31 protein-coding genes are annotated in these 23065 nt (G+C 61.5%); 15 read left to right on the top strand and 16 right to left on the bottom strand.

The window, feature by feature from the left end:
* Positions 1-30: 30 nt before the first annotated feature.
* The 13 genes from pnp to pspF all read right to left on the bottom strand — a co-directional run bounded on the left by pnp (position 31) and on the right by pspF (position 13524).
* On the bottom strand, positions 31-2373 hold the full coding sequence (gene pnp / locus ABDZ98_RS14885; RefSeq protein ID WP_160591719.1) for a polyribonucleotide nucleotidyltransferase: 2343 nt from the start codon (positions 2371-2373) through the stop codon (positions 31-33).
* Between the two features lie 170 nt (positions 2374-2543).
* On the bottom strand, positions 2544-2813 hold the full coding sequence (rpsO, locus tag ABDZ98_RS14880) for a 30S ribosomal protein S15 (protein ID WP_160591717.1): 270 nt from the start codon (positions 2811-2813) through the stop codon (positions 2544-2546).
* 5 nt (positions 2814-2818) lie between these two features.
* Entirely contained in the window at positions 2819-3850 is a 1032-nt protein-coding gene (truB, locus tag ABDZ98_RS14875; protein WP_160591715.1) for a tRNA pseudouridine(55) synthase TruB, read from the bottom strand.
* Positions 3847-4530 (bottom strand): site-2 protease family protein, encoded by a 684-nt coding sequence (locus ABDZ98_RS14870; protein WP_160591711.1) that lies wholly within the window; start codon positions 4528-4530, stop codon positions 3847-3849. The genes truB and ABDZ98_RS14870 overlap by 4 nt, the downstream gene beginning before the upstream one ends.
* A 68-nt stretch (positions 4531-4598) precedes the next feature.
* Positions 4599-5183 (bottom strand): thymidine kinase, encoded by a 585-nt coding sequence (locus tag ABDZ98_RS14865; RefSeq protein WP_160591709.1) that lies wholly within the window; start codon positions 5181-5183, stop codon positions 4599-4601.
* Positions 5184-5188: 5 nt separating this feature from the next.
* Complete coding sequence (gene rbfA, locus ABDZ98_RS14860) at positions 5189-5584, bottom strand: 30S ribosome-binding factor RbfA (RefSeq protein ID WP_160591707.1); 396 nt, start codon at positions 5582-5584, stop codon at positions 5189-5191.
* Entirely contained in the window at positions 5584-6123 is a 540-nt protein-coding gene (locus ABDZ98_RS14855) for a DUF1697 domain-containing protein (protein ID WP_160591705.1), read from the bottom strand. The genes rbfA and ABDZ98_RS14855 overlap by 1 nt, the downstream gene beginning before the upstream one ends.
* Positions 6124-6155: 32 nt before the next feature.
* Positions 6156-8744: a translation initiation factor IF-2 gene (gene infB / locus ABDZ98_RS14850; RefSeq protein ID WP_160591703.1), complete on the bottom strand. Its 2589-nt coding sequence runs from the start codon at positions 8742-8744 to the stop codon at positions 6156-6158.
* Between the two features lie 23 nt (positions 8745-8767).
* Complete coding sequence (locus ABDZ98_RS14845; protein WP_160591701.1) at positions 8768-9520, bottom strand: DUF448 domain-containing protein; 753 nt, start codon at positions 9518-9520, stop codon at positions 8768-8770.
* Positions 9501-11162, bottom strand: coding sequence for a transcription termination factor NusA (gene nusA / locus ABDZ98_RS14840; protein ID WP_160591700.1), 1662 nt, complete (start codon positions 11160-11162; stop codon positions 9501-9503). Before nusA ends, ABDZ98_RS14845 begins: the two co-directional genes overlap by 20 nt.
* An 8-nt stretch (positions 11163-11170) precedes the next feature.
* Positions 11171-11731 carry a ribosome maturation protein RimP gene (gene rimP, locus ABDZ98_RS14835; RefSeq protein ID WP_160591698.1) on the bottom strand — a complete coding sequence of 187 codons (561 nt, stop codon included), beginning with the start codon at positions 11729-11731 and terminating at the stop codon, positions 11171-11173.
* A 317-nt stretch (positions 11732-12048) separates the two neighbouring features.
* Positions 12049-12360, bottom strand: coding sequence for a hypothetical protein (locus ABDZ98_RS14830; protein WP_160591696.1), 312 nt, complete (start codon positions 12358-12360; stop codon positions 12049-12051).
* 102 nt (positions 12361-12462) lie between these two features.
* The gene (pspF, locus tag ABDZ98_RS14825) at positions 12463-13524 is read right to left on the bottom strand and encodes a phage shock protein operon transcriptional activator (protein WP_160591694.1); all 1062 of its coding nucleotides are present in this window, start codon (positions 13522-13524) and stop codon (positions 12463-12465) included.
* A gap of 151 nt (positions 13525-13675) precedes the next feature.
* Between pspF and ABDZ98_RS14820 the strand changes: the two genes are divergently transcribed.
* Genes ABDZ98_RS14820 through ABDZ98_RS14770 form a run of 11 tightly spaced genes read left to right on the top strand, consistent with a single transcriptional unit; the run spans position 13676 to position 17549 of the window.
* Positions 13676-13831 carry a hypothetical protein gene (locus ABDZ98_RS14820; protein WP_160591692.1) on the top strand — a complete coding sequence of 52 codons (156 nt, stop codon included), beginning with the start codon at positions 13676-13678 and terminating at the stop codon, positions 13829-13831.
* A 35-nt stretch (positions 13832-13866) separates the two neighbouring features.
* Positions 13867-14661, top strand: a complete 795-nt coding sequence (gene pspA / locus ABDZ98_RS14815) for a phage shock protein PspA (RefSeq protein ID WP_202386032.1) — start codon at positions 13867-13869, stop codon at positions 14659-14661.
* A gap of 3 nt (positions 14662-14664) precedes the next feature.
* Complete coding sequence (pspB, locus tag ABDZ98_RS14810; RefSeq protein ID WP_160591691.1) at positions 14665-14961, top strand: envelope stress response membrane protein PspB; 297 nt, start codon at positions 14665-14667, stop codon at positions 14959-14961.
* The gene (gene pspC / locus ABDZ98_RS14805) at positions 14958-15335 is read left to right on the top strand and encodes an envelope stress response membrane protein PspC (RefSeq protein WP_160591690.1); all 378 of its coding nucleotides are present in this window, start codon (positions 14958-14960) and stop codon (positions 15333-15335) included. Before pspB ends, pspC begins: the two co-directional genes overlap by 4 nt.
* 26 nt (positions 15336-15361) lie before the next feature.
* Positions 15362-15655 carry a hypothetical protein gene (locus ABDZ98_RS14800; protein ID WP_160591688.1) on the top strand — a complete coding sequence of 98 codons (294 nt, stop codon included), beginning with the start codon at positions 15362-15364 and terminating at the stop codon, positions 15653-15655.
* 23 nt (positions 15656-15678) lie between these two features.
* Positions 15679-15978 carry a hypothetical protein gene (locus ABDZ98_RS14795; protein ID WP_160591686.1) on the top strand — a complete coding sequence of 100 codons (300 nt, stop codon included), beginning with the start codon at positions 15679-15681 and terminating at the stop codon, positions 15976-15978.
* Positions 15978-16319 (top strand): hypothetical protein, encoded by a 342-nt coding sequence (locus ABDZ98_RS14790; protein ID WP_160591684.1) that lies wholly within the window; start codon positions 15978-15980, stop codon positions 16317-16319. Before ABDZ98_RS14795 ends, ABDZ98_RS14790 begins: the two co-directional genes overlap by 1 nt.
* Complete coding sequence (locus tag ABDZ98_RS14785; RefSeq protein ID WP_160591682.1) at positions 16319-16612, top strand: hypothetical protein; 294 nt, start codon at positions 16319-16321, stop codon at positions 16610-16612. The genes ABDZ98_RS14790 and ABDZ98_RS14785 overlap by 1 nt, the downstream gene beginning before the upstream one ends.
* Positions 16609-16866: a hypothetical protein gene (locus ABDZ98_RS14780; protein ID WP_160591680.1), complete on the top strand. Its 258-nt coding sequence runs from the start codon at positions 16609-16611 to the stop codon at positions 16864-16866. The genes ABDZ98_RS14785 and ABDZ98_RS14780 overlap by 4 nt, the downstream gene beginning before the upstream one ends.
* Before the next feature lie 12 nt (positions 16867-16878).
* A complete protein-coding gene (locus ABDZ98_RS14775; protein WP_419866767.1) occupies positions 16879-17118 on the top strand; it encodes a hypothetical protein in 240 nt (79 codons plus the stop codon).
* A 23-nt stretch (positions 17119-17141) separates the two neighbouring features.
* Entirely contained in the window at positions 17142-17549 is a 408-nt protein-coding gene (locus ABDZ98_RS14770; RefSeq protein ID WP_160591676.1) for a SufE family protein, read from the top strand.
* Here the strand turns inward: ABDZ98_RS14770 and ABDZ98_RS14765 are convergent.
* The 3 genes from ABDZ98_RS14765 to ABDZ98_RS14755 form a co-directional block, all read right to left on the bottom strand.
* Positions 17546-19042 (bottom strand): hypothetical protein, encoded by a 1497-nt coding sequence (locus ABDZ98_RS14765; protein WP_160591675.1) that lies wholly within the window; start codon positions 19040-19042, stop codon positions 17546-17548. The genes ABDZ98_RS14770 and ABDZ98_RS14765 overlap by 4 nt on opposite strands.
* 103 nt (positions 19043-19145) lie before the next feature.
* On the bottom strand, positions 19146-19664 hold the full coding sequence (locus ABDZ98_RS14760; protein WP_160591673.1) for a sterol desaturase family protein: 519 nt from the start codon (positions 19662-19664) through the stop codon (positions 19146-19148).
* A gap of 118 nt (positions 19665-19782) precedes the next feature.
* On the bottom strand, positions 19783-20208 hold the full coding sequence (locus ABDZ98_RS14755; protein WP_160591671.1) for an acyl-CoA thioesterase: 426 nt from the start codon (positions 20206-20208) through the stop codon (positions 19783-19785).
* Positions 20209-20319: 111 nt separating this feature from the next.
* Between ABDZ98_RS14755 and leuC the strand changes: the two genes are divergently transcribed.
* Genes leuC through leuD form a run of 4 tightly spaced genes read left to right on the top strand, consistent with a single transcriptional unit; the run spans position 20320 to position 23062 of the window.
* The gene (leuC, locus tag ABDZ98_RS14750; protein WP_160591669.1) at positions 20320-21762 is read left to right on the top strand and encodes a 3-isopropylmalate dehydratase large subunit; all 1443 of its coding nucleotides are present in this window, start codon (positions 20320-20322) and stop codon (positions 21760-21762) included.
* Positions 21755-22243, top strand: coding sequence for a DNA-deoxyinosine glycosylase (locus ABDZ98_RS14745; protein ID WP_160591787.1), 489 nt, complete (start codon positions 21755-21757; stop codon positions 22241-22243). The genes leuC and ABDZ98_RS14745 overlap by 8 nt, the downstream gene beginning before the upstream one ends.
* 55 nt (positions 22244-22298) lie before the next feature.
* Positions 22299-22460: an isopropylmalate isomerase gene (locus ABDZ98_RS14740; RefSeq protein ID WP_160591667.1), complete on the top strand. Its 162-nt coding sequence runs from the start codon at positions 22299-22301 to the stop codon at positions 22458-22460.
* Positions 22460-23062 carry a 3-isopropylmalate dehydratase small subunit gene (gene leuD, locus ABDZ98_RS14735; protein ID WP_160591665.1) on the top strand — a complete coding sequence of 201 codons (603 nt, stop codon included), beginning with the start codon at positions 22460-22462 and terminating at the stop codon, positions 23060-23062. Before ABDZ98_RS14740 ends, leuD begins: the two co-directional genes overlap by 1 nt.
* The last annotated feature ends 3 nt before the right edge of the window (positions 23063-23065 follow it).

Raw genomic sequence — 23065 nt, 5'->3', positions numbered from 1 at the left:
GCGGCCCTCTCACGTCAGACCTTGTCGGCCTTAGTCGTCCTTGAGGAAGGCGGGCATATGGTCGGGGCCGCTGCCACCGCCATTGTCACCGCCACCGTTGTCGCTGCCGCCATCACGGCGCGGTCCACGATCACGATTGCCGCCGCGATCGCCACCGCGGCCACCACGATCACCGCCGCCACGGGGGCGACGATCGCCACCGCCGCTGCGCGGACCACGATCACGATCACCGCCGCCTTCACGCTTTTCACGCGGGGGACGGCTGTCTTCCAGCTCTTCACCGGTTTCCTGATCGACAACGCGCATCGACAGGCGAACCTTGCCGCGCGGATCGATCTCGAGAACCTTGACCTTAACTTCCTGGCCTTCGGTCACGACATCGCTGACCTTCTCGACACGCTCGTTGCGCATTTCGGACACGTGGACGAGACCGTCCTTGCCACCCATGAAGTTCACGAATGCGCCGAAATCGACGATGTTGACGACCTTGCCGTTGTAGATCTTGCCCACTTCGGCCTCTTCCACGATGCCTTCGATCCAGGCCTTTGCGGCTTCGATCTGGGCATTGTCGGAGGAGCTGATCTTGATCAGGCCTTCGTCATCGATATCGACCTTGGCGCCGGTTTCAGCCACGATCTCGCGGATGACCTTGCCGCCCGTGCCGATAACGTCACGGATCTTGGCCTTGTCGATCTGCATGGTCACGATGCGCGGGGCATGCGCGGAAAGCTCGGTGCGGGCAGAACCCAGCGCCTTGTTCATCTCGGCAAGAATATGCGCACGACCGGCCTTCGCCTGCTCCAGCGCCTTGCCCATGATTTCCTGCGTGATGCCGGCAACCTTGATGTCCATCTGCATGGTGGTGATGCCGTTTTCGGTACCAGCCACCTTGAAGTCCATGTCACCCAGGTGATCTTCATCACCCAGAATGTCGGACAGCACGGCGAACTTGTCACCTTCCAGGATCAGGCCCATCGCGATGCCGGAAACCGGGCGATCGATCGGAACGCCGGCATCCATCATCGACAGACAGCCACCGCAGATCGTCGCCATCGAGGACGAGCCGTTGGACTCGGTGATGTCGGACAGGATGCGGATCGTATAGGGGAAGTCTTCACGGCTAGGCAGCACAGGGTGCAGCGCACGCCATGCCAGCTTGCCGTGGCCGATTTCGCGGCGACCCGGAGCACCAAAGCGGCCCACTTCACCGACCGAATAGGGCGGGAAGTTATAGTGCAGCATGAAGCTGGTGTAGGTCAGGCCTTCCAGCCCGTCGATCATCTGCTCGGATTCCTTGGTGCCCAGCGTGGTGGTGCAGATCGCCTGCGTTTCACCGCGCGTGAACAGCGCCGAACCATGCGTGCGCGGCAGGAAGCCGACCATGCTTTCGATCGGACGGACTTCGTCCAGCTTGCGGCCATCGATACGCTGGCCATCTTCGAGGATGGCGGTACGCACGATATCGGCTTCCAGCTTCTTCACCAGCTTGCCGGCGGTCATCTGCGTCTGCCCATCGGCACCGGCATAATGATCCTTGGCCTTGGCGCGTGCAGCGTTGAGCGCTTCGGAGCGGGCAGACTTGTCGGTCAGCTTGTAGGCAGCGGCAATATCCGCACCCACGATGCCGCGAAGTTCTTCCTTCATCGCAGCCTTGTCGTCCGAGCTGTCGATTTCCCACGGAGCCTTGGCAGACTGTTCGGCCAGCTGGATGATCGCACCGATGACCTTGCGGGCCTCGTCATGCGCGAACATCACGGCGCCGAGCATTTCTTCCTCGGTCAGTTCCTTGGCTTCGGATTCAACCATCATCACCGCGTCCTGCGTGGCGGCGACGACCAGGTCGAGCCGGCCCTCTTCGTCCAGGGCGACATTCAGGCTGGGGTTGAGTTCATATTCGCCATTGCGATAGCCGACGCGGCAGGCGCCGATCGGGCCCATGAAGGGCACGCCCGAAATGGTCAGCGCAGCAGATGCCGCAATCATCGCCACCATATCGGCTTCGGTCTCACCATCATAGGAGAGGACCTGACAGATCACGTTGATTTCGTTGTAGAAACCTTCCGGGAACAGCGGGCGGATCGGACGGTCGATCAGGCGGCTGGTCAGCGTTTCCTTTTCGGTCGCACCGCGCTCACGCTTGAAGAAACCACCCGGGATACGGCCGGCAGCAGAGAATTTTTCCTGATAGTGAACGGTCAGCGGGAAGAAATCCTGGCCTTCCTTCACCTTCTTGGCTGCGGTTACTGCGCACAGCACCACGGTTTCGCCATAGGTCGCCAAAACGGCGCCATCGGCCTGGCGGGCAATACGGCCCGTTTCCAGAGTGAGGGTTTTGCCGCCCCACTCCAGCGATACAGTTTTCGTGTCGAACATATTTATCCTTCGAACCCGCAAGGCCCTATTGCCAGGCGGGGTTTTCTGCCGGGGATACCGTCCCGGTCCGGTTCAGGGCCTTTTGAACGCCCCTAGGCCCCTTCACCGAATTGCGAAGGAAACCTGATAAAGTGAAAGGGCGGCCCCTTGGAGCCGCCCCATCGAAAGTCTTACTTACGCAGGCCCAGTTTCTGGATCAGCGTGTTGTAGCGTTCCACATCCTGGCTCTTGAGATAGGCGAGCAGGCTGCGACGCTTGTTGACCATCTTCAGCAGGCCACGACGCGAATGGTTATCCTTGTGGTGGGCCTTGAAGTGATCGGTGAGGTTGCGGATACGCTGGGTCAGGATCGCGACCTGTACTTCCGGCGAACCGGTGTCGCCCTTGCCAACGGCGTTGTCCTTGATGATTCCAGCTTTTTCTTCGGCAGTTACCGACATTACCATTACTCCGCAGTATCTTGCATGTTGAAACCCCTGACGATTTTGGTCGTCCCGGACGTAATCTCGATCAGCGCGACTGGCACATCGGCCAGCTTCGCAAGATAGAGCCCGTCTGGTTGGGGCAATCCGGAAATGACCCGGCCCTGTCGGGCCGCCTGCGCGCTTTCCGGATCGAGGGGAAGGGCCGGGATACCGTCCAGCCCCGCCTCCAGCGGCAGGAGGTGGTCTTCAAGTCGCGCGCCGTTACCGATTTCGTTCAGTTTGTCCAGCGAAATCGCCTGATCTTCACTGAACGGACCGGCCTTTGTGCGGCGCAGATAGGTCACATGGCCCACCGTACCCAGCGCATGAGCAATGTCGCGCGCCAGGGATCTTATATAGGTGCCCTTGCTGACATGTGCCACCAGCGTGACGCTATCCGCCAGTTCCAGCGGCATGGAAGGGTCATAGGGATCGGGCCGTCCCGCAGTGGTAGCAAAGGCGGACGTGACCGCATCGCTCTGCCCTCCCCCGGCAAATCCTTCCGCCCTTCCCCCGGCCAGGCCAAGCGAATGAATGGTGACGCGGCGCGTCTTCAGCTCCACTTCCTCGCCCGCGCGGGCCAGGTCATAGGCACGCCTGCCGTCCACCTTCAGCGCGGAATAGGCCGGCGGAACCTGTTCGATCTCACCAGTGAAGTGCTCGCAGATGGCAGCAACGGCAGCCAGCGGCGGGCGGCGTTCCGATGTCGTCACCACATCGCCCTGCGCATCGAGGGTGGAGGTCTCTTCACCAAATGCCAGGGTGAATTCGTAGATCTTGTCCGATTCCAGCATGCGCCCGGCCAGCTTGGTCGCCTCGCCCAGCGCAATCGGCAGCACGCCTTCGGCCAGCGGATCGAGAGTGCCGCCGTGGCCCACCTTGACCTTTGCATATCCGGCCTGACGCAAATTGCGCTTCACCGCGCCCACGGCCTGTGTCGAGCCAAGCCCGTGCGGCTTGTCCAGGATCAGCCAGCCATTGGGCGGCGCGCGTGTCCCTGCCTCACGTGTCACAGGCCCGAAATCGCCTCGGCCAGACCGAGGTATTTCTCCAGCAGCCAGTTCACCGGCACACCGACGGTGTTCTCCAGAATGCCCAGCTGCGGGAAGAACCACACGCTGGCGACCAGCGCGAAGAAGAACATCATGCCAAAGGGCCGCAGCCGGTTGTAGGTCTCACCCCAGCTGGGGGGCAGAAGACCCTCGACAATATGCGACCCATCAAATGGCGGGATCGGCAGCATGTTGAACACCGCCAGGAAGATGTTGATGAGGATGAAGTAGAACAGCGCCTGCGCGCCATATCCCGCCTCCCCGTTCATCCCCAGCCCCAGCTTGGGAGCAAACAGGCCCAGCGCAATAGCGCCCACCAGTGCCAGCAGCAGGTTGGTCCCCGGCCCGGCAGCAGCCACCGCCATCATTCCGAAGCGCGGATTGTCGAGCCTCTCCTTGATTACGGGAACCGGCTTGGCCCAGCCGAACGCCGGTCCGCCTGCCAGCAGCATGGCGCCGGGCACCAGCAGCGTGCCAATGGGGTCCACATGGCGCAGCGGATTGAGGCTGAGACGCCTGCGTTCCTTGGCCGTGGGATCGCCCAGCAACATCGCCACATAACCATGGGCAACTTCGTGAAAGACGATGGCCACGATCAACGCGGGCACCAGCAGCAGGATCTGAATGATTGTGTCTGTCATATGGGCTTGCGGGTTAGCAGATGGGGACTGCTGCGCCACAGGTAAAGACCCGGGCGATTAAACAGCGCTTAGCTATATATCCCCAGCGCCTGCGCAAAATGGCGGCGGCACAGCGCGAGATAGCGCTCATTCCCGCCGATTTCGGTCTGCGCGCCCTCGCCCACTGGCCGGCCCGCTTCATCCACGCGCAGGTTCATGGTGGCCTTGCGCCCGCAGTGGCACACGGCCTTCAGCTCCTCCAGCGCATCGGCAATGCCCAGCAATGCGGCGGAGCCGGGGAACAGCGCCCCCTTGAAATCCGTCCGCAGGCCGTAGCACAGCACCGGGATACCCGCCTCATCCGCCACGCGGGCCAGTTGCCACACCTGATCGGGGGCGAGGAACTGCGCCTCATCCACCATTATGCACGAGAGCGGGGTGGCCGTGTGCTGCTCACCCACTTCGGTCCAGAAATCGGTCGCGGGGTGATAGCGATGCGCCTCCGCCTCCAGCCCGATACGGCTGGAAATGGGCATGCCCTGCGATCTGGTATCGAGGCTGGCGGTCCACAGCATGGTGGCCATGCCGCGTTCGCGGTAGTTGAAATCAGCCTGCAACAGGGTGGTGGATTTGCCGGCATTCATGCTGGCGAAGTAGAAATAGAGCTTGGCCATCTGGCCTAGTCATCCTCACCCAGATCGCGGGAGACCTTGGGATCGCGCAGCAGCTGCTCGATCCGCCCCGCCTCATCAAAGCTTTCGTCTTCCATGAAGCGCAGCTTGGGCGCGAATTTCAGGCCCAGGCGCTTGGCCACTTCGCGCTGGAAGAACGCGGTGTTGACCTGCAGGGCCTTGATGACCACCGCCTCATCCTCGCCCAGCAGCGGCTTCACATAGACCTTGGCATTGCGCAGATCGGGCGACATGCGCACTTCGGTGACGCTGACGGCATGGGCGGTAAGCACTTCATCATGCACTTCCTGCCGGGCCAACAGTTCAGACAGGATATGGCGTACGCGCTCACCCACCTTGAGCAGGCGGACGGACTGGTCTTCGGGGGCGGAGTGCTTGGGCATTACTCTTCCAACTTGTCCAATATGCGTTGCAGGCTGCGCATGTTGCGCGCCGTGCCGCGGCAATCGAGCTTGCGCTCCATGAAGGCGCTGGTCAGCCGGGAGCTGCCCACGCCATCGACAAAATCGATATAGAGGCAGCGATCCCCGATGGCGATCCTTTCGCGCCCGCGTCCTTCATAACCTGCCAGCATCACCTGAAATTGCGCCGGATCGGCCTGCTTTTCCAGAAACAATGTGTGGACCTGATTGTCCTGCCCGTCAGCCGCAAAGGGATTGTCGGCAATGGCACTGCGCACCTCAGCCGCATTGCGCACGGCGGCAAAGGTTTCAAAGCCAAAGTGCTCCTTCACGATCCACGCGAGCATTTCGCTCAGGCCTTCGGTGGGCCGTTCATCATAGGAGAACAACACGTTGCCGCTGGCGACAACGGTCTCGATATCCTCCAGGTCCTCACGCTCCAGCGCCTCGCGCAGATCTTCCATCTTCAGCCGGTTTCCACCGACATTCATGGCTGCGAAGAAGGCGACGTACCTTTCCATTCAGTATGCCGCCCTCCTTGGACGCAGGACTATTAAAGCACCCGTTCGCGCAGCTCGATCTCGAACACTTCGAGGCTGTCACCCGGCTGGATGTCATTCGTGTCTTCCAGCACCACGCCGCATTCCAGGCCGGTGCGGACTTCATCCACATCATCCTTGAAGCGCCGCAGCGAGGCGATGGTGGTGGCCGATACGATGACGTCGTCGCGCGTGAGACGGGCGTGGAGGCCCTTGCGGATAACGCCTTCGACAACCAGCAGACCAGCCGCCTTGTCCTTCTTGCCGGACTTGAACACTTCCTTGACATCGGCGCGGCCGACAACGTGTTCGATCTTCTCCGGGCCAAGCTCGCCAGCCATCTCCTTGGCGATCTCATCGGTCAGGTGATAGATCACATCGTGATACTTCATCACCACGCCATCGCGCTTGATCAGGTCACGCGCCTTGGCATTGGGACGCACGTTAAAGCCGATGATCGGCGCCTTCGATGCTGCTGCCAGGGTCACGTCGCTTTCGGTGATCGCACCCACGCCCGCATTCAGAACGCGGACCTTGATGAGATCGTTGGAAAGGTTGTGCAGCGCGGTAACGATCGCCTCTACCGATCCCTGCACGTCGGCTTTCACCAGCACGGGGAATTCGACCACATCACTCTGCAGGCTGCTGAACATCGTGTCGAAATTGGTCGGGGCGAGCGCGGTACGCTTTTCTGTCGCCTTTTCCTTGCGATATTGCGCCACTTCGCGGGCGCGCTGTTCATTCTCGACCACGGTCAGCACGTCACCCGCGGCAGGAACGCCGCCAAGGCCCAGCACTTCCACCGGCATTGACGGGCCGGCTTCCTTGATCTGCTTGCCCTGGTCATCAACCAGTGCGCGCACACGGCCGCTCTGCGTGCCGACAACGAAAGTGTCGCCGCGCTTCAGCGTGCCGCGATTGACCAGCACGGTGGCCACGGGGCCGCGGCCCTTGTCCAGTTGTGCTTCGATCACGGTGGCTTCGGCATCGCGGTCCGGACGGGCCTTCAGCTCCAGCAGTTCTGCCTGCAGCAGGATCTTTTCGATCAGCTCATCCAGGCCGGTGCCCTTCTTGGCGGAGATTTCGACGTCCTGCACATCGCCGGACATGTCCTCCACCACAACTTCATGCTCCAGCAGGCGCTCACGCACCTTCTTGGCATCGGCTTCGGGCTTGTCGATCTTGTTGATCGCCACGATCATCGGCACGCCGGCAGCCTTGGTGTGATTGATCGCCTCAATCGTCTGCGGCATGATGCCATCGTCAGCGGCGACCACCAGGATCACGATATCGGTGACATTGGCACCGCGCGCGCGCATCTCTGAAAAGGCAGAGTGGCCCGGCGTATCGAGGAAGGTGATCTTCTTGCCGTCCTTGGTGGTGATCTGATAGGCGCCGATATGCTGGGTGATACCGCCAGCTTCGCCCTTCACCACATTGGCACCGCGCAAGGCATCCAGCAGGCTGGTCTTGCCGTGATCCACGTGGCCCATGATGGTGACGACAGGCGGGCGTTCCACCAGTGTTTCTTCCGGATCGGTTTCGACATCGTGGACGATGTCGATATCGCTTTCGGACACGCGCTGGATGTTGTGGCCAAATTCCTCGACCAGCAATTCCGCCGTATCCTGATCGATCGTCTGGTTGACGGTGACCATCATGCCCATGTTGAACAGGGATTTGACCAGGTCGGCACCCTTTTCAGCCATGCGGTTGGCCAGTTCCTGCACCGTGATCGCTTCGGGCACGACAACTTCGCGCACCTGCTTTTCACGCGGCTTGGACGTGCCGCCGGAATGGGCCCGGCGTTCCTTTTCACGCGCACGCTTGAGCGCGGCGAGCGAACGGGCGCGAGCGCCTTCATCTTCGTTGAGCGCGCGGTTGACGGTCAGCTTGCCGCCGCGGCGCTTGTCACGCTCGCTGACGCCAGCACCGCTGCCGCCACCACCGCCGCCGCTGCCCTTGCCTGCAGCCTTGCGATCCTGCTTCTTCTCAGGGCGCTTGGGTTCGGGACGGGCAACGGGCGTAAACCTGCGCGGTGCGGGCGGGGGTGATCCGGCCTCGGCACCAGCTTCGGCTGGCTCAGCCTCGGTTTCCTGCACTGCCGTCTCTTCCTGAGCGGCAGTTTCCTTGGCAACCTCGGCATCGCTCTCGCGCTGCTTGACGGCCTCAACCTCGGCCTTGCGATTATCATCGGCGCGGCGCTTTTCCTCTTCGGCAGCCTTGGCCTTGGCCTCTTCCTCGCGGCGACGCGATTCCTCGGACTGGCGCAGGCGATCTTCTTCGGCCTCGCGCTGCAGGCGGGCGACGCGTTCCTGCGGAGTTTCCCCGGCTGGAATCTTCTTGGCCGGAGCCTTCTTGGCAACCGGAGCAGGTGCCGGAGCGGGCGCGGGCGCTGGTTCGGGAGCAGGCGCAGGCGCGGGCGCCGCATCCTCTGCAGGAGCGGAGCCGGGCTTGGTCAGCTTGCGACGACGCTTCACCTCGACCGCAACCTTGTTGGTGCGACCGTGGCTGAAGGTCTGCTTGACCTCTCCCGCATCGACCGAATGCTTCAGCCCCAATGGTTTGCGGCTACGCTTCGGTGTTTCTTCACTATCGCTCATACGCCTAAACTTTTCCTTCAAAATCAATCAGTCGTCGCAGGTTCGTGCGCAGCTTCACCAGCTGCGCCGTCACTGCTGTTGCCGGCTTCGTCACCAGCCCCCAAAAAGGCCTGCAAACGCCGTAGCGGAATCAGGACCCGCTCAGCCGATGCGCGATCGGCCAGCGCCAGATGGACGACATTGTCGCGGCCCAATGCCACAGACAAGGCCATGCGGTCCAGTGGCAGCCTGTCGCCAGTCTCGCCGCTGCCTTCCGCATCCATTCCCACCCGCCAGGCCTGATCGAGCTTTTTCGATCCATCCTCGCTGGCGTCACTGGCATGGTAAAGCGCGGCGACCTTGCCCATCCGCGCTTCGTTGGAAATCCTGTCAGAACCCAAGATAAGCCGTCCTGCGCGCATTTCGAGGCCCAGCCTCTCCAAAACCGCACGTCGCAGCGCATTTTCGAGTAGGACAGGCAAATCTTGCGGGATCGCCAGCTTTCCATCGCGGAAGGACCGCGCCAGGGCAGCCTTGAGCTGGCCCTTGTCCATTGCCTGCTGCAATTCGGCCCGGCTCACACCGATCCATGCCCCGCGCCCCGGCGCACGCGCCAGCGCATCGGGCAGGACATCGCAGATACCTTGCGCGTTGGGAGGAGAGATCGCCAGACGCAGCAGTTCATCGCGGCAGGCGGTCCTGCCGGTCAGAATGCAGCGCCGTTCAGGAGCTTCCTTGCCCCCGCCGCGCTTTCCGGTTCTGTCGGAACCTAGCGGCTCATTGTGAGGATTCCGCATCAGCGGCCTCCTCTGCTTGGGCTTCGGCCTTGGCAGCAGGAGCTGCCTTTTCCTCATCCTCGAACCAGTGCGCACGAGCGGCCATGATGATCTCATTGCCCTGCTCTTCGCTCAGACCATAGCTGCCCAGAACGCCGCCCTTGTCCTCCTGGCGCTGCGAACGGCGCAGCGGAGGCCCATCGGCATTCTGTCGGCGGCGCGGTGCTTCGCGCTTCTTGGCAATCAGCTCATCGGTGGCCAGATCGGCCAGATCGTCCAGCGTCTTGATTCCGGCCCTGCCCAGCACCACCAGCATTTCCTCTGTCAGGTGCGGGATTTCGGCCAGCGCATCTTCCACGCCCAGTTCGCGGCGGGTGGCGCGGTGCACCTCTTCCTGCCGCTCGAGCGCTTCGGTGGCACGGCTCTGGAGCTCTTCAGCCAGCTCATCGTCGAAACCTTCGATCGCGGCCAGTTCGGCGAGGTCGACGTATGCGACTTCCTCCAGCTCGGCGAAGCCTTCGGCCACCAGCAGCTGAGAGAGTGTCTCGTCCACGTCCAGCTCTTCCTCGAACATCTTGGAACGCTCGGCAAATTCCTTGCTGCGCTTCTCCGAGGCTTCTTCCTCGGTCATGATGTCGATCTGGCTTTCCGTCAGCTGGCTGGCCAGGCGAACGTTCTGTCCGCGGCGGCCAATGGCGAGCGAGAGCTGATCATCGGGAACAACCACTTCGATGCGGCTTTCGTCCTCGTCCAGCACCACGCGGCTGACCGTAGCCGGCTGCAACGCGTTGACCACGAAAGTGGCGGTATCTTCGGACCAGGGGATGATGTCGATCTTCTCGCCCTGCAATTCCTGCACCACCGCCTGAACGCGGCTGCCCTTCATGCCGACGCAGGCGCCGACCGGATCGATGCTGGAATCGTGGCTGATCACGCCGATCTTGGCGCGGCTGCCCGGATCGCGGGCAGCGGCCTTGATTTCGATGATGCCGTCATAGATTTCGGGCACTTCCTGCGCGAACAGCTTCTTCATGAATTCGGGATGGGCGCGTGACAGGAAGATCTGCGGACCGCGATTGTTGCGCTCCACCTTCAGGATCAGCGCACGCACGCGCTCACCCACGCGGGCAGCCTCACGCGGTATCTGCTGGTCACGGCGGATCACACCTTCGGCACGGCCAAGGTTGACGATCACATGGCCGAATTCGACCGACTTGATCACCCCGGTGATGACTTCGCCGGCGCGGTCCTTGAATTCTTCATACTGACGCTCACGCTCGGCATCGCGGACCTTCTGGAAGATCACCTGCTTGGCGCTCTGCGCATCAATGCGGCCCAGGTCCACCGGGGGCAGCGGATCGACGATGAAGTCACCCACCTGCGCGCCGGGCTGGAGCTTTTCGGCCTGCTTGAGATCGACCTGCTTGAAGTAGTCTTCCACTTCCTCGACCACTTCGACCACGCGCCACAGGCGCAGATCGCCGGTCAGCGGATCGAGCTTGGCGCGGATATCGTTCTCCGCGCCGTAACGGCTGCGCGCGCTTTTCTGGATCGCTTCTTCCATCGCCTCGATAACGATCGACTTGTCGATCATCTTTTCCGAAGCGACAGCCGTGGCGATCGCAAGCAGTTCTGCCTTATTGGCGGAAATGGGGGTGGCCATTTTTTCGCTTAAGCCTTTTCTTCTTCGTTTTCGTTTGCTTCTTCGATTTCGTCCGCGCCCGAGCTGTCGAGCGGCTGGGTGGCGGCGATCAGCCGGTCAGTCAGGACCAGTTGCGCCGCATGAATGTTTTCCAACCGCACGGTAACCGCACCGGAATCCTTGTCATCAATCGTGACAACATCGCCTTCGATGCCAATGATCGGGCCGACCAGCCTGCGACGGTCGTCCACTTTTTCCACCAGCGATATCTTGGCGTCATGCCCGGCCCAATTGGCGTAATCCTTGGGGCGAACCAGAGGGCGGTCGATACCGGGGCTGCCGACTTCCAGCATATATGCCCCTTCGACCAGCTCCTCGCCGCTTTCCTCAATCGTATCGATCTTGGCGGAAATGGCGCGCGAAAGCTGGGCGCATTGTTCCATGATCATCTGCCCGGTGGCGGGATCTTCCGCCATGACCTGCAGGGTCCGATTCTCACCCGTGCCCATCAACCGAACGCGCACGAGCTCAAAGCCGAGCGTTTCGGCTTCGTGGGCGATCAGATCGGTCAGGCGCGCAATATCGGCCATAAAACTCCAGCGGCGGTCTAGTCGAACAATGTGACAAAGCGGATTTGGCCGGCCCCTTGCGGCGCCAGCATCACGGCTTTGTAATCACAATGTCGGGATTGATGCGTCAGTTAGTCGCAGTCGGGATATTTTGCAAGCGCGTTCGGCAGTGCATCGGCTTTCGCGCATCAGACAGGCGGGGCCGCGAATAGACCCGATGTGACGTGGGCGGACCTGGCACTATCTGCCAGTCCGCCCACTTATGCGCCCGCAGGCGCCGGTATGAACATGCAATCGACCGCTGCCTCCCCGTGGCGGCAGCCGAAAGCAAGGGCAGGTCAGGACCCGCCGTTCACCTGATTCATGGCCGCTGCCGTATCCTCGAAGCGGTTAACCGCTGCGTCGGCTTCTTCCAGCGGATTGCCGATACCAGCTTCTTCGAGGTAGCCGGATGCTTCACTGACGATATCGTCAACAAAGCTCGACTCATCGGCCTGAGCAACCTGGACCGAGCTCTGCTGGACAGACCACGGACTGTTGGATTGCTCCTGCTCTTCTTCACCATTCGGCGTCATCACGAAGACCGCGATAGCACAAACAGCAACGGCACCGACTTTGTGCCTGACGATATAGCGTGCGAATGAAAACATAGTAGAAACTCCCCTGAATCCGAAAGTTTGATACCATGCCCCCCTTACCTGCCCGTTAACTCAAAGTTTTATGGATGGTAACCAATTGCACGTAGTTGATCGTTAACCATCAGTCCCCTGATCGGCTGGACTATTGGTGATGCCGTGCTTTTTCAGACAATGGCGCAACTGGTCATAGGACAGGCCGAGCGCCTTGGCAGTCTGGCGCTGGTTCCACCTGTGGCGGCCGAGTGCATGCTGCAAAATCGCCTTTTCGTGCAGGTCCACAGCCCCGCGCAGATCATCGATGGAATCGAAATCCGTTGAAGCATGGGCGCGTGCAGGCGCGCTGTCATGTGCCCGGTGTTGCGGTGCCAGATTGTCCAGTGCCTGGGACTGGGGCGAAGGTTTCCACGGCGAATCAAAGGGATCGAATACCATGTGGGCAATCGGCTCTGACCAGTCATCCCACCGGTAAACCGCGCGCTCCACTGCATTGCGCAATTCGCGCACATTGCCCGGCCAGCTGTGGGTCTCCAGCGCCTCGGCCACATGCTCGGCGAAACCGGGCCATTCCTCCCAGCCCAGTTCAGCGGCCATGCGGCGCCCGAAATAATCCGCCAGCACCTCGATATCGCCTTCGCGCACACGCAGCGGCGGAAGCGTGATGACTTCGAAACTGAGCCGGTCGAGCAGGTCGGGACGAAAGCGCCCCTCCCTCGCCAACCGCGGCAAATCCTCGTTCGTGGCCGCGACGATGCGCACATCGACACGGATCGGCCGCGATGATCCGATGCGGGTAACTTCACCATATTCGACGGCGCGCAACAGCCGCTCCTGCGCCCCCATCGACAAGGTGGCCAGTTCGTCCAGGAACAAGGTCCCGCGGTGCGCCTCCTCAAAACGACCCTCGCGCGCCCGGGTGGCACCGGTGAAAGCGCCCGCCTCATGGCCGAACAGTTCGGCTTCGATCAGCGTTTCGGGCAAGGCCGCACAATTGAGCGTGACCAGCGGTTCTTCCCAGCGGTTGGACAGGCGATGCAGGCGCTCGGCAATCAATTCCTTGCCCGTTCCCCGCTCTCCGATGACAAGGACTGGCCGCGCCATCGGCGCTGCCCGACTGGCGCGTTCGACCGCATCAAGGAAGGCCCCTGACTGGCCGATAAACTGGCTGTCTCTTTCCACAACCAAGATATAGCAAATTTCGCCAATGCTTGGCAATACATCCCATATTCATCCAGCCATGCCGCAGCAAAACAGCCTGATTTCCGCGCGATTGCGCAAATTGGCACGCCCTTTGCAATGTTGAGGGTAACTTGGAAATCAGGAGGAATTCATGTTCGATCAACGCTTTCTTGCCAGCAAAACCGGCGCCGCCGCGCTGGTGAGCATCGCCGCGATGATCGCCTTCAACTTTTTCGCAATCGCGCAACAAGAGGGTGTTACATCGCACCTGATGCTGGTTGCCGTGCCACTGGTTGAACTGGCGTGAACGAAGACAATCGCAACCCCCTGACCCCGATTGGCATGGGCCGGGACGACAACGCCGCCTCGCGTATTGACCGCGAGATAGAGCGTCTGCGCACCAGCCCCACGCCAACCCGCAATTCGCTATCAGCCGGAGGAAACTGGATGGGCATTTTTTCGCGTACCCGAGACATCATCGCGGCCAATTTCAACGAATTGCTCGATCAGGCAGACGACCCCTCCAAGATGATCCGCATGATCATCCTGGAAATGGAGGAAACGCTGGTCGAAGTGCGCGCCAGTGCAGCGCGCACCATTGCCGACCAGAAGGAAATGCACCGTCACACGGTGAAGCTGGACAAGCTCCAGTCCGACTGGTCGGAAAAGGCACAGCTGGCCCTGTCGAAGGATCGTGAGGATCTGGCCCGGGCAGCCCTGCTGGAAAAGAAGAAGGCCAGCGACATGGCCGACCAGCTCAAGCAGGAAATCGCCGTGCTGGATGATGCGCTGCGTGCGTACGAGCAGGATATTCACAAGCTGCAGAACCGCCTGCGCGAAGCCCGCAGCCGGCAGAGCCAGATCGCGGCCCGGCTGGAAAGCGCCGAGAACCGCGTCAAGCTGCGCAGCCTGATGACCAATGAGCGGGTGGACGAGGCGCTGAGCCGGTTCGACCAGCTCGAACGCCGCGTCGATTATGCCGAAGGCCGCGCCGATGCGCTTGGCATTTCCAACAGCACCCCCAGCCTGGCCGATGAATTCGCCGCGCTGGAAGGTGGCGACAAGATCGATGACGAACTGGCTGAGATGAAGCGCGCCCTGGGCAAGGGCAACGAAGACAAGAAGCAGGAGGGATAAGTCATGGAAGAAGTATTCATCATACCGGTGGTCGTGATCGGGCTTCCCTGGCTGATCCTCCACTACATCACCAAGTGGAAGACATCAGGGTCCATCACCTCGGACGACGAATCGCTGCTGGACGAACTCTATCAGCTGGCCAAGCGTCTGGATGAACGGATGGATACGGTCGAGCGGCTGGTTTCCGCGGACAATCCCGACTTCAAGACCGCCCGCATCATGCATGACCGCGAAATCGACAATGCACCGCTGCGCGAGCTGGAAGAACTGCTCGCCGAGAAGAAAGGAACGCAGAAGTGAACACGCCCCGCACCACACTTTATCGCGACAAGCACAATGCCAAGCTGATGGGCGTCTGCGCCGGGATTGCCGACTACACCGGGGTCAACTCGCTGTGGGTTCGCCTGGGCGCGCTGATGATGATCGGGCTGACCGCCGGTTGGTTCATCCCGCTCTATTTCCTGGCCGGCCTGCTGCTGAACAAGAAGCCGCCGCATCTGTACCGTGACGATCAGGAGCAGAAATACTGGCAGGGCGTCCGCCAGTCTCCCAAGCGCACCGCACGCGAAATCCGCGCGCAGTTCCGCGATGTGGACCGCCGCCTGGCCGATGTGGAGCAGTACTATGTCACCAGCAATCCGCGCCTTTCGGCAGAGATCGAACGGCTGCGCTGACCACGCACTTTGGGGGAAACTGAACAATGGGTAATCTGGCACTTCTGATCCCGATCATGGGCATGTCCATCCCGCTGTTTGCGATCTGGATGAAGCACCGTGAAAAGGTTGAGCAGATGCGCATGAGCGCCACTGCCGAAAACACCGCCGAACGCGCTGCGCAATATGCCAGCCATGTGCAGGAACTGGAGCAGCGGGTGCGCGTGCTGGAGCGGATCGTGACCGACCAGGGATATGACACCGCCCGCCAGATCGAGGCCCTGCGCGATAACCGCCAGGTCGAGAACCGGCGGCTGCAGGCTGAAAACGCAGCCATCTGAAAGTTAGACGGAAGGGAATTGAGATGAGTTTTGGCGATCCCAGCTTCGTGGTGGCAATCGTTGGCTTGTCGATGGGGGCATGGCTGATCAGCACATGGATCCGCGTCAAGCATGGTTATCCGCTGGACGACGGCGCTGGAGGCCGGATCGAGAAGTCGAACAATGGCGAGGCACAGCGTCTGCTGGAGACCAACCGCGTGCTGACCGAACGGCTGGAAAACGCCGAGGACCGCCTCGCCGTGCTCGAACGCATCGTCACCGATGAAGGTTATGACACCGCGCGCAAGATCGAAGCTCTGCGCGATCGACAGGAGACAAACTGATGGATCCGGAAATTGCAGCCTGGCTTGGCTTCGTTCCCTGGGTAATCGGCGGCGGCATCGCGATCGCACTCGCCGGGGTGTGGGCATCGGTCCACAACACCAAGCTCAAGATCAGGAATGGCTATCCGCTGGAAGGCATGTGGGGCCAATCCCTCAAGCCCGACATGTCCTCTGAAAGCATGGAGCGCGTGCGCCTGCTGACACAGGAAAACGCCGCCCTGCGCGCCGAAGTCAGTTCCATGAAGGAACGCATGGCGAATGTGGAGCGCATCGTTACCGATAGCGGCTTCCAGCTGACCCACCAGATTGACCGCCTGCGCGACAGTGACGAGGTGAACTGATGGATATCAACATGATCCTGGCGTTCATCTTCGTCATCATCCTCGTCTCGATTGTGATGACCACGCTTGGCGGAGTTATCAAACGGCACATCCGCTACAAGGAGCGCGAGATGGAACTGCGCAACGCGCCGCCGCAATCCGGCATCAGCGCCGCCAAGGCAGAGCAGCTGGAGGAGCGCATCCGCGTGCTGGAACGCATCGCCACCGATGGCAATGCCGATCTCGCCCGCCAGATCGAGGACCTGCGGCTTCCCGATAGCAGCGTAGAGATTCAAAGGGAGACTGCGCGGTGACCTTCTGGACAGCCATTGTCATCATCGTTGGCATGACAATCATCGGCAGCGTGCTGCGCAGCCGGCACAATGCCCTGAACGGCTATGCCACCGACCAGCAGGGCAATCCTGTCGGCCCATCCCCGCGTGAGCGTGAGATGGCCGCCGAACTTACCGAATTGCGTGAACGGGTGAAGGTGCTGGAACGCATCGCCACCGATGGAAATGAAACTGTGCGCCTGTCCGCCGAAATTGATCGGCTGCGCGACGAATAGGGGATGGAGGGAATGTTGAGCGAACAATTGCTGATTGCCAGCTGTTCACTGCTGGGCATGATGATCCTGGCCACCGCCATGCTGAAAGGCTGGCAGGGTTGGCTGGCGCTGAAGGAGCGCGAACTGAACCTGCGCACCATGCCGATGGAAATCGAAGGCGGCGTACGCGAAGGTGCCGCCCGGATAGAGCTGGCGGACCTGAAAGAACGCATCCGCAAGCTGGAAGCCATCGCCAATGGGGTGGATTTGTAGCGCCAAGCCACTAGATGCGCCCCATGCGCACGCTTGAAGACATCCAGGAAGAATATGAATTCCTCGAAGGCGATGAACGATATCGCCTGCTGATCGAACTGGGGCGAGAGCTTGAGGATATGCCCCAGCCGCTGAAGACAGACGCCACTCTGGTGCGCGGATGTTCAGCGCAGGTCTGGGTCTATCCCACCGGCAATGCCGAAAATCTGCATTTCCTGGCGGACAGCAACGCCGCGATCACCAAGGGGATCGTCGCGCTGGTGATTTCCGCCGTGCAGGACCGCCCGGCCGGCGAGGTTGCGCAAATGGACGTGATCGCCGCTCTCGAACCGTTCGACCTGAAGAACCAGCTCTCCTCCAACCGCACGCAGGGCGTTCCCAACATGATCGCGCTGGTCAAACAGCACGCCGCTCGGATCGCTGCGGCCTAGGGAAGCATTCCCGGCGCATTCGAGAGCAATATCCAGCCATCGCCGATCTGTTCGAACCGGGTTTCCCCGACCGGATATCCCTGTTGCAGCAAGCGCGCGGTTATTTCAGCCTGGCCATCCTGCTGCCCGGCAACGTGTTCGGCCCAGAACACCGTCGGGCAATCGGCAGACATCCGGCGGGAGGCTTCATCCTCGACAGAAAAGTCATGGCGCTGCGCCATCAGGCGATAGGCCATGGGCATCACGCGCCGGTTGTCCGCCGGTGGCAAGTCCATCGTCGGCCTGTTCCAGTCGAGTGCCGGATGCACGATCGTATCGGGGCATTGGCGGGAGATTTCAGCGATCCTGCCGGCGGTGCCGTTCCATGAAGGCAGGGCGCGCACCATGTCCAGCTTCTGCGAAAGCGACAGGCCCATGATCATCAGCATGGTGGCAATCGCCGCAAGCCTGAGCAGAGCATTGACCCGGCCAAGAATGACCGAGGCGCCGACTGCCAGGATCATCGCGATGAGCGGGGCCAATGCCACCAGATAGCGCCCCAGGATGATCGGTCGCCACATGTGCACGGCCAGCAGGATAGTGGTGGCCAGAGCGGCACCGGCCGCCAGGGCAAGAACCAGCTGGAATTCCGGCGGAAGCTGGCGCTCCCTTACCGCTGCCTGCACCAGATAGCCGATCCCCATGGCGCCAACCACGGTCAGGGCGATGTTGTCTCCGGCCCAGCCGACAAGCTCGTTTTCCAGCGCCCAGCGCGCCGCATCGAAGCCGCCGGGTATCCAGAAAACCCGCGTGTTCTCCTCCATCCGGCCAAATTGCATCGCTATCAGGATGATGAAGGGCAAGGCTGCAATCAGCCCGGTAATCACAAGGCCGATGGACTGCGGCCAGTCGCGGCGCAGCAAGATCCACACCCCGAATGCCGCGCCCACGGCGGCGCAAATCACCGTGGCGGTAAGGTGGACATTGAAGGCGATGGCAAGGGCAATCCCCAGAAAAGTCCAGTCACGCCGCACGGGCTTTGGTGAGGCAGGATTGGCAATCACCGTCAGGGCGGCAACGAGCACCGCCGCGCTTGCATAAGCGAGGAAGTTGGATCGCAATTGCGCCACCTGGAGCACAGCAGGGTCTAAGCTGACCAGAGCAATGGCATAGAGCAAGCCGACACGGCGAAATTCAGGCCGCCACTGCCCCAGCAGGAAAAGCGCGAACGCAGCCATCAGCAGGATGCCAAGATTGATGAAGCGCCGCGCCTCCACGGCCTCTCCCAGCCAGCCGCTGGCCCAGCTCAAGGCATAATACAGCGGCGGGTGGTTATCCGGCAGCCAACGCTGCACCAGCGCATCGGCAAAGCCAAGGCCCGGGTCGGCGGCGTAGAGAGTGTAGAATTCATCGTACCACGGCCCGCGCGCCATGATGGCGGCGGCGGAAAAGGCCACAGCAGCCGCCAGCACGATGGCCAGTGCGAGTTTGTGCCACGGGTCGGAGCGATACATGCAGCCTCCATGACAGCGCAAACCTGCCAGCCAACGGCATTTGGAAGCGTGCCTTATAGGGGCACAAACTCTGTGAAATTCCTAACGCCGGAAAATTCCGGCCTCAGGCTCCGGCGCTGTCCCGGACAACGGCAATGCCGGCCTCTCGCTGGCGCCTGAGTTCTGCCTTCAGCCGCGCCGGATCGTCGGCGAAGATAAAGCCGAAGCTGACCCCGCCCTCCTTGCCGATGGTGGCGTGGTGCAGCTTGTGCGCCTGCACCAGCCGCTTGGCATAGCCGCGCTTGGGCACCCAGCGGAAATAGCGCTGGTGGACCAGCCCATCGTGCACCAGCGTATAGATGATGCCGTAACCAAGAATGCCCAGGCCGATGAAGGTGGCCGGCCACCAGGCCGCATCGCCCAGCACCATCGTGCTGCCCAGCGCGAACATGGAAATGCTCATCACCGCGCCCACTACGCCGTACAGGTCGTTCTTTTCGAAGATCTTGTCATGCGGCTCATGATGGTCACGGTGCCAGCCCCAGCCCCAGCCGTGCATGATGTATTTGTGGCTCGCCCAGGCGACCCATTCCATCGCCAATATGGTGGCGAGCACAATCAGGATTGGAACTGCGATCTGCATGGCTGCCTGTATAGGCGCGGTATGGGCCGGAGGCAAAGCGGACCTTTGGCCCCCTCACCTTTCAGCAACGCCACTCAGCGGCGCCCACTCAGCGGCGCCCAGTCAGCAACGCCGCGCCCTATTCGCCGGTGTAGGTCTTCTGCTGGCGCGGCAGACCGAAATATTTCTCCGCCACATTGCGGTCAATCCGCGCCGGGCGCAGCGTGTTGGTATCGATGCAGCACCACATGCTCTGCACTTCGGCCAGCACTTCGCCGCCGCGGTCGATCACCGTGTTGTAGAAGGCGCGCGCACCGGCGATCTTTTCCAGCACCGTGCTGGCCACCACGTCATCCTTCAGGAAAGCCGGGCGGCGATAGGTAATCTCATGCTTGAGGGCCACCCACGCATGCGCGGCCACCGTTTCCGGCGGGGCGACCTTGCGCCAATGGCTGAGCACCACGTCCTGAACCCAGTTCAGATAGCGGGCATTGTTCACGTGGCCCATGAAATCAATATCATCGGGGGTGATGTGAATCGGAATGGCATGTGCATTTGCTGACATAATTGTCAGTTAGTGCAGAATTGTTTCTTTTCCAAGTCATTTGGCGCGAAAAAGAATTCCTTCGCCGCGCGCAGCTTGCCGTAAAGTGGCATTGGCGGCTAACGGGGCTGCATGTCTGCAAAACACCGCACCCTTTATGACAAGATCTGGGATGCCCACGTCGTGGAACAACGCGATGACGGCACCTGCCTGATCTTCATCGATCGCCATCTGGTCCACGAAGTGACCAGCCCGCAGGCCTTTGAAGCCCTGCGCCTTTCCGGCCGCAAGGTCCGCCGCCCGGAACTGACGCTGGCGGTGCCCGATCACAACCTGCCCACCACGGCGCGGGTGGACGCCGATGGCAATCGCATTCCCATTGCCGATCAGGAAAGCGCTGCGCAGCTGGCCGCGCTGGAAGCCAATGCCCCGGCCTTTGGCGTGCGCTACTTCGGTGCGACGGCCAAGGAACAGGGAATTGTCCATGTGGTCGGCCCGGAACAGGGCTTCTCCCTGCCCGGCACCACTATCGTTTGCGGTGACAGCCACACCGCCTGCCACGGCGGGCTTGGCGCATGGGCCTTTGGCATCGGCACCAGCGAGGTGGAGCACGTGCTCGCCACGCAGACGCTGCTGCTGCGCAAGTCCAGGACCATGGAAATCCGGGTGGAGGGCGAACTTGGCCCCGGCATCACCTCAAAGGATCTGATCCTGCACATCATCGGCGTGATCGGCACCGCCGGCGGCACCGGTCATGTGATCGAATATCGCGGCAAGGTGTTTGAGGACATGTCCATCGAAAGCCGCCTGACCGTATGCAACATGAGCATAGAGGGCGGCGCGCGCGGCGGGATGATCGCGCCCGATGAAACCACCTTTGCCTATCTCAAAGGGCGCAACTTCGCCCCCAAGGGTGAGGAATGGGACAAGGCCGTCGCCTATTGGAAGACACTGCACAGCGATGAAGGCGCGGTGTTTGACAAATCCGTGGTGATCGATGCCACCGAAGTCGAGCCGACCGTCACCTGGGGCACCAGCCCTGAAGACGTGGTGCCCATCGGCGGCGTGGTGCCCGATCCGCTCAGCTTTGCCGATCCTTCCAAGCAGAAAGCCGCGCGCGCCAGCCTTGATTACATGGGGCTGGAGCCGGGGCAGCGGATGGACGAAATCGAAGTGCAGAACATCTTCATCGGTTCGTGCACCAACAGCAGGATCGAGGACTTGCGCGCCGCAGCAGAGGTTCTGCGCGGCCGCCACATACACCCCAACATCAAATGGGGCATCGTGGTGCCGGGTTCCGGCCTCGTCAAAATCCAGGCCGAGGCCGAGGGGCTGGACAAGGTGTTCATCGATGCCGGGCTGGAATGGCGTGAGCCGGGCTGTTCGGCGTGCCTTGGCATGAACCCGGACAAGGTGCCCATGGGCGAACGCTCAGCCTCCACCAGCAATCGCAATTTCGTGGGCCGACAGGGACCCGGCGCGCGCACGCATCTGGTCAGCCCGTCGATGGCGGCAGCCGCTGCCGTTGCAGGCAGGCTTGCCGACGTGCGGGAGCTGAGCAAGCAGCCTGCGTAAGGCAGGTTTCCCTCCGGTCGTATCGCCCGATACGCGGCTGCTGTTGCTCGGCAGCCTGCCGGGTGAGGCATCGCTGGCCGCCGGGCGATATTATGCCCATCCGCGCAACCAGTTCTGGCAGCTTGTCGGCGCGGTGATCGGCCGCGATCTTGTTGCGCTGGATTACGAGCTTCGCCTGCAAGCCCTGCTGAATGCCGGGATCGGCCTGTGGGACACTGTGCAATCGGCACACCGGGAAGGCAGCCTGGACAGTGCCATTCGCGAGGAGAGCCACAACAGCCTGCACGATCTGTGCGCCCAACTCCCCGCCCTGCGCGCCATCGGCTTCAACGGCGCCAAATCCGCCCGGATCGGCAGCAAATTGCTGGCAGGCTCACCCTATATGCTGGTCAGCCTGCCCTCCTCCAGCCCGGCCTATGCAGCGATGAATCTGGCGGGGAAACAGGCGCGGTGGATGGAGCTGGGCCAATTCCTGAAGTGAATCTTTTCCGCCCGTCAATCTTGCAACCAAATCCGCCTACGCCCATTGAAGAATCATGACCAAGAAATTCCCCACTGGAAAAGCCGCCATTGCCGGCGCGATCGGTTCTGCAGCTGTGGCTGCGGCGTTGATTTACGTGAACAAGCGCAAGGACAAGAGCAATGAGCCTGCGCAGCTTCCTGCCATCCCCTCCGGCGAAAATCCGGAGACCGATTGATGGATCCTGTCACGCAGGTTGAAGGGGGCGCGTACCCCTTCGGCATGAAGAATGTCGACACGGACATCATTATCCCCGCCCATTTCCTCAAGACCGTCAGCCGTGACGGGCTTGGCCGCGGGGCGTTTGAGGCCTTGCGCAAGGATCCGGCCAATGTGTTCGACGATCCGCAGTACAAGGGATCGCCGATCATCATCGCCGGTGACAATTTTGGCTGCGGTTCCAGCCGCGAACACGCCGCATGGGCCTTGCTCGATATGGGCGTGAAGGCGGTAATCGCCCCCAGCTTTTCGGATATCTTCGCGGGCAATGCCTTCAAGAACGGCATTCTCACTGTGGTCCTGCCGCAGGATCAGGTGGACCGTTTGATGGAAGTGGCCCGGACCGATCCGATCACGATTGACCTGGAAAGCCAGATCGTGACCTCGCCGTTCCAGGATCGTTTCAGTTTCGAGATTGATCCATTCCGCAAGTTCTGCCTGCTGCAGGGTCTTGATGAGGTTGGCCTCACGCTTACCCGCAAGGACGCCATAACCGGATATGAGCAGCGTCTGGCGCAGGAAAAACCTTGGCTGGCGCGCGGAACCGGGCTTGCCGCCTGACCC

Origin of the sequence: Alteraurantiacibacter aestuarii, from assembly GCF_039523595.1 — a bacterium.
GTDB classification, from domain to species: Bacteria; Pseudomonadota; Alphaproteobacteria; order Sphingomonadales; family Sphingomonadaceae; genus Alteraurantiacibacter; species Alteraurantiacibacter aestuarii.
The sequence above is the reverse complement of the archived record's forward strand: the minus strand, read 5'-3'. Positions and strand labels throughout refer to the sequence as shown.

Coding starts and splice junctions, on each gene's coding strand:
- ABDZ98_RS14765 (WP_160591675.1), bottom strand. CDS start 19,042: ATGTATCGCTCCGACCCGTGGCACAAACTCGCACTGGCCATCGTGCTG.
- ABDZ98_RS14830 (WP_160591696.1), bottom strand. CDS start 12,360: ATGTTTTCATTCGCACGCTATATCGTCAGGCACAAAGTCGGTGCCGTT.
- ABDZ98_RS14770 (WP_160591676.1), top strand. CDS start 17,142: ATGCGCACGCTTGAAGACATCCAGGAAGAATATGAATTCCTCGAAGGC.
- pspB (WP_160591691.1), top strand. CDS start 14,665: ATGGAAGAAGTATTCATCATACCGGTGGTCGTGATCGGGCTTCCCTGG.
- rbfA (WP_160591707.1), bottom strand. CDS start 5,584: ATGCCCAAGCACTCCGCCCCCGAAGACCAGTCCGTCCGCCTGCTCAAG.
- ABDZ98_RS14795 (WP_160591686.1), top strand. CDS start 15,679: ATGAGTTTTGGCGATCCCAGCTTCGTGGTGGCAATCGTTGGCTTGTCG.
- ABDZ98_RS14790 (WP_160591684.1), top strand. CDS start 15,978: ATGGATCCGGAAATTGCAGCCTGGCTTGGCTTCGTTCCCTGGGTAATC.
- ABDZ98_RS14800 (WP_160591688.1), top strand. CDS start 15,362: ATGGGTAATCTGGCACTTCTGATCCCGATCATGGGCATGTCCATCCCG.
- ABDZ98_RS14870 (WP_160591711.1), bottom strand. CDS start 4,530: ATGACAGACACAATCATTCAGATCCTGCTGCTGGTGCCCGCGTTGATC.
- ABDZ98_RS14865 (WP_160591709.1), bottom strand. CDS start 5,183: ATGGCCAAGCTCTATTTCTACTTCGCCAGCATGAATGCCGGCAAATCC.
- pnp (WP_160591719.1), bottom strand. CDS start 2,373: ATGTTCGACACGAAAACTGTATCGCTGGAGTGGGGCGGCAAAACCCTC.
- ABDZ98_RS14740 (WP_160591667.1), top strand. CDS start 22,299: ATGACCAAGAAATTCCCCACTGGAAAAGCCGCCATTGCCGGCGCGATC.
- rimP (WP_160591698.1), bottom strand. CDS start 11,731: ATGGCCGATATTGCGCGCCTGACCGATCTGATCGCCCACGAAGCCGAA.
- leuD (WP_160591665.1), top strand. CDS start 22,460: ATGGATCCTGTCACGCAGGTTGAAGGGGGCGCGTACCCCTTCGGCATG.
- leuC (WP_160591669.1), top strand. CDS start 20,320: ATGTCTGCAAAACACCGCACCCTTTATGACAAGATCTGGGATGCCCAC.
- ABDZ98_RS14760 (WP_160591673.1), bottom strand. CDS start 19,664: ATGCAGATCGCAGTTCCAATCCTGATTGTGCTCGCCACCATATTGGCG.
- ABDZ98_RS14785 (WP_160591682.1), top strand. CDS start 16,319: ATGGATATCAACATGATCCTGGCGTTCATCTTCGTCATCATCCTCGTC.
- pspA (WP_202386032.1), top strand. CDS start 13,867: ATGGGCCGGGACGACAACGCCGCCTCGCGTATTGACCGCGAGATAGAG.
- ABDZ98_RS14845 (WP_160591701.1), bottom strand. CDS start 9,520: ATGCGGAATCCTCACAATGAGCCGCTAGGTTCCGACAGAACCGGAAAG.
- rpsO (WP_160591717.1), bottom strand. CDS start 2,813: ATGTCGGTAACTGCCGAAGAAAAAGCTGGAATCATCAAGGACAACGCC.
- ABDZ98_RS14855 (WP_160591705.1), bottom strand. CDS start 6,123: ATGGAAAGGTACGTCGCCTTCTTCGCAGCCATGAATGTCGGTGGAAAC.
- ABDZ98_RS14755 (WP_160591671.1), bottom strand. CDS start 20,208: ATGTCAGCAAATGCACATGCCATTCCGATTCACATCACCCCCGATGAT.
- ABDZ98_RS14820 (WP_160591692.1), top strand. CDS start 13,676: ATGTTCGATCAACGCTTTCTTGCCAGCAAAACCGGCGCCGCCGCGCTG.
- ABDZ98_RS14775 (WP_419866767.1), top strand. CDS start 16,879: ATGTTGAGCGAACAATTGCTGATTGCCAGCTGTTCACTGCTGGGCATG.
- infB (WP_160591703.1), bottom strand. CDS start 8,744: ATGAGCGATAGTGAAGAAACACCGAAGCGTAGCCGCAAACCATTGGGG.
- nusA (WP_160591700.1), bottom strand. CDS start 11,162: ATGGCCACCCCCATTTCCGCCAATAAGGCAGAACTGCTTGCGATCGCC.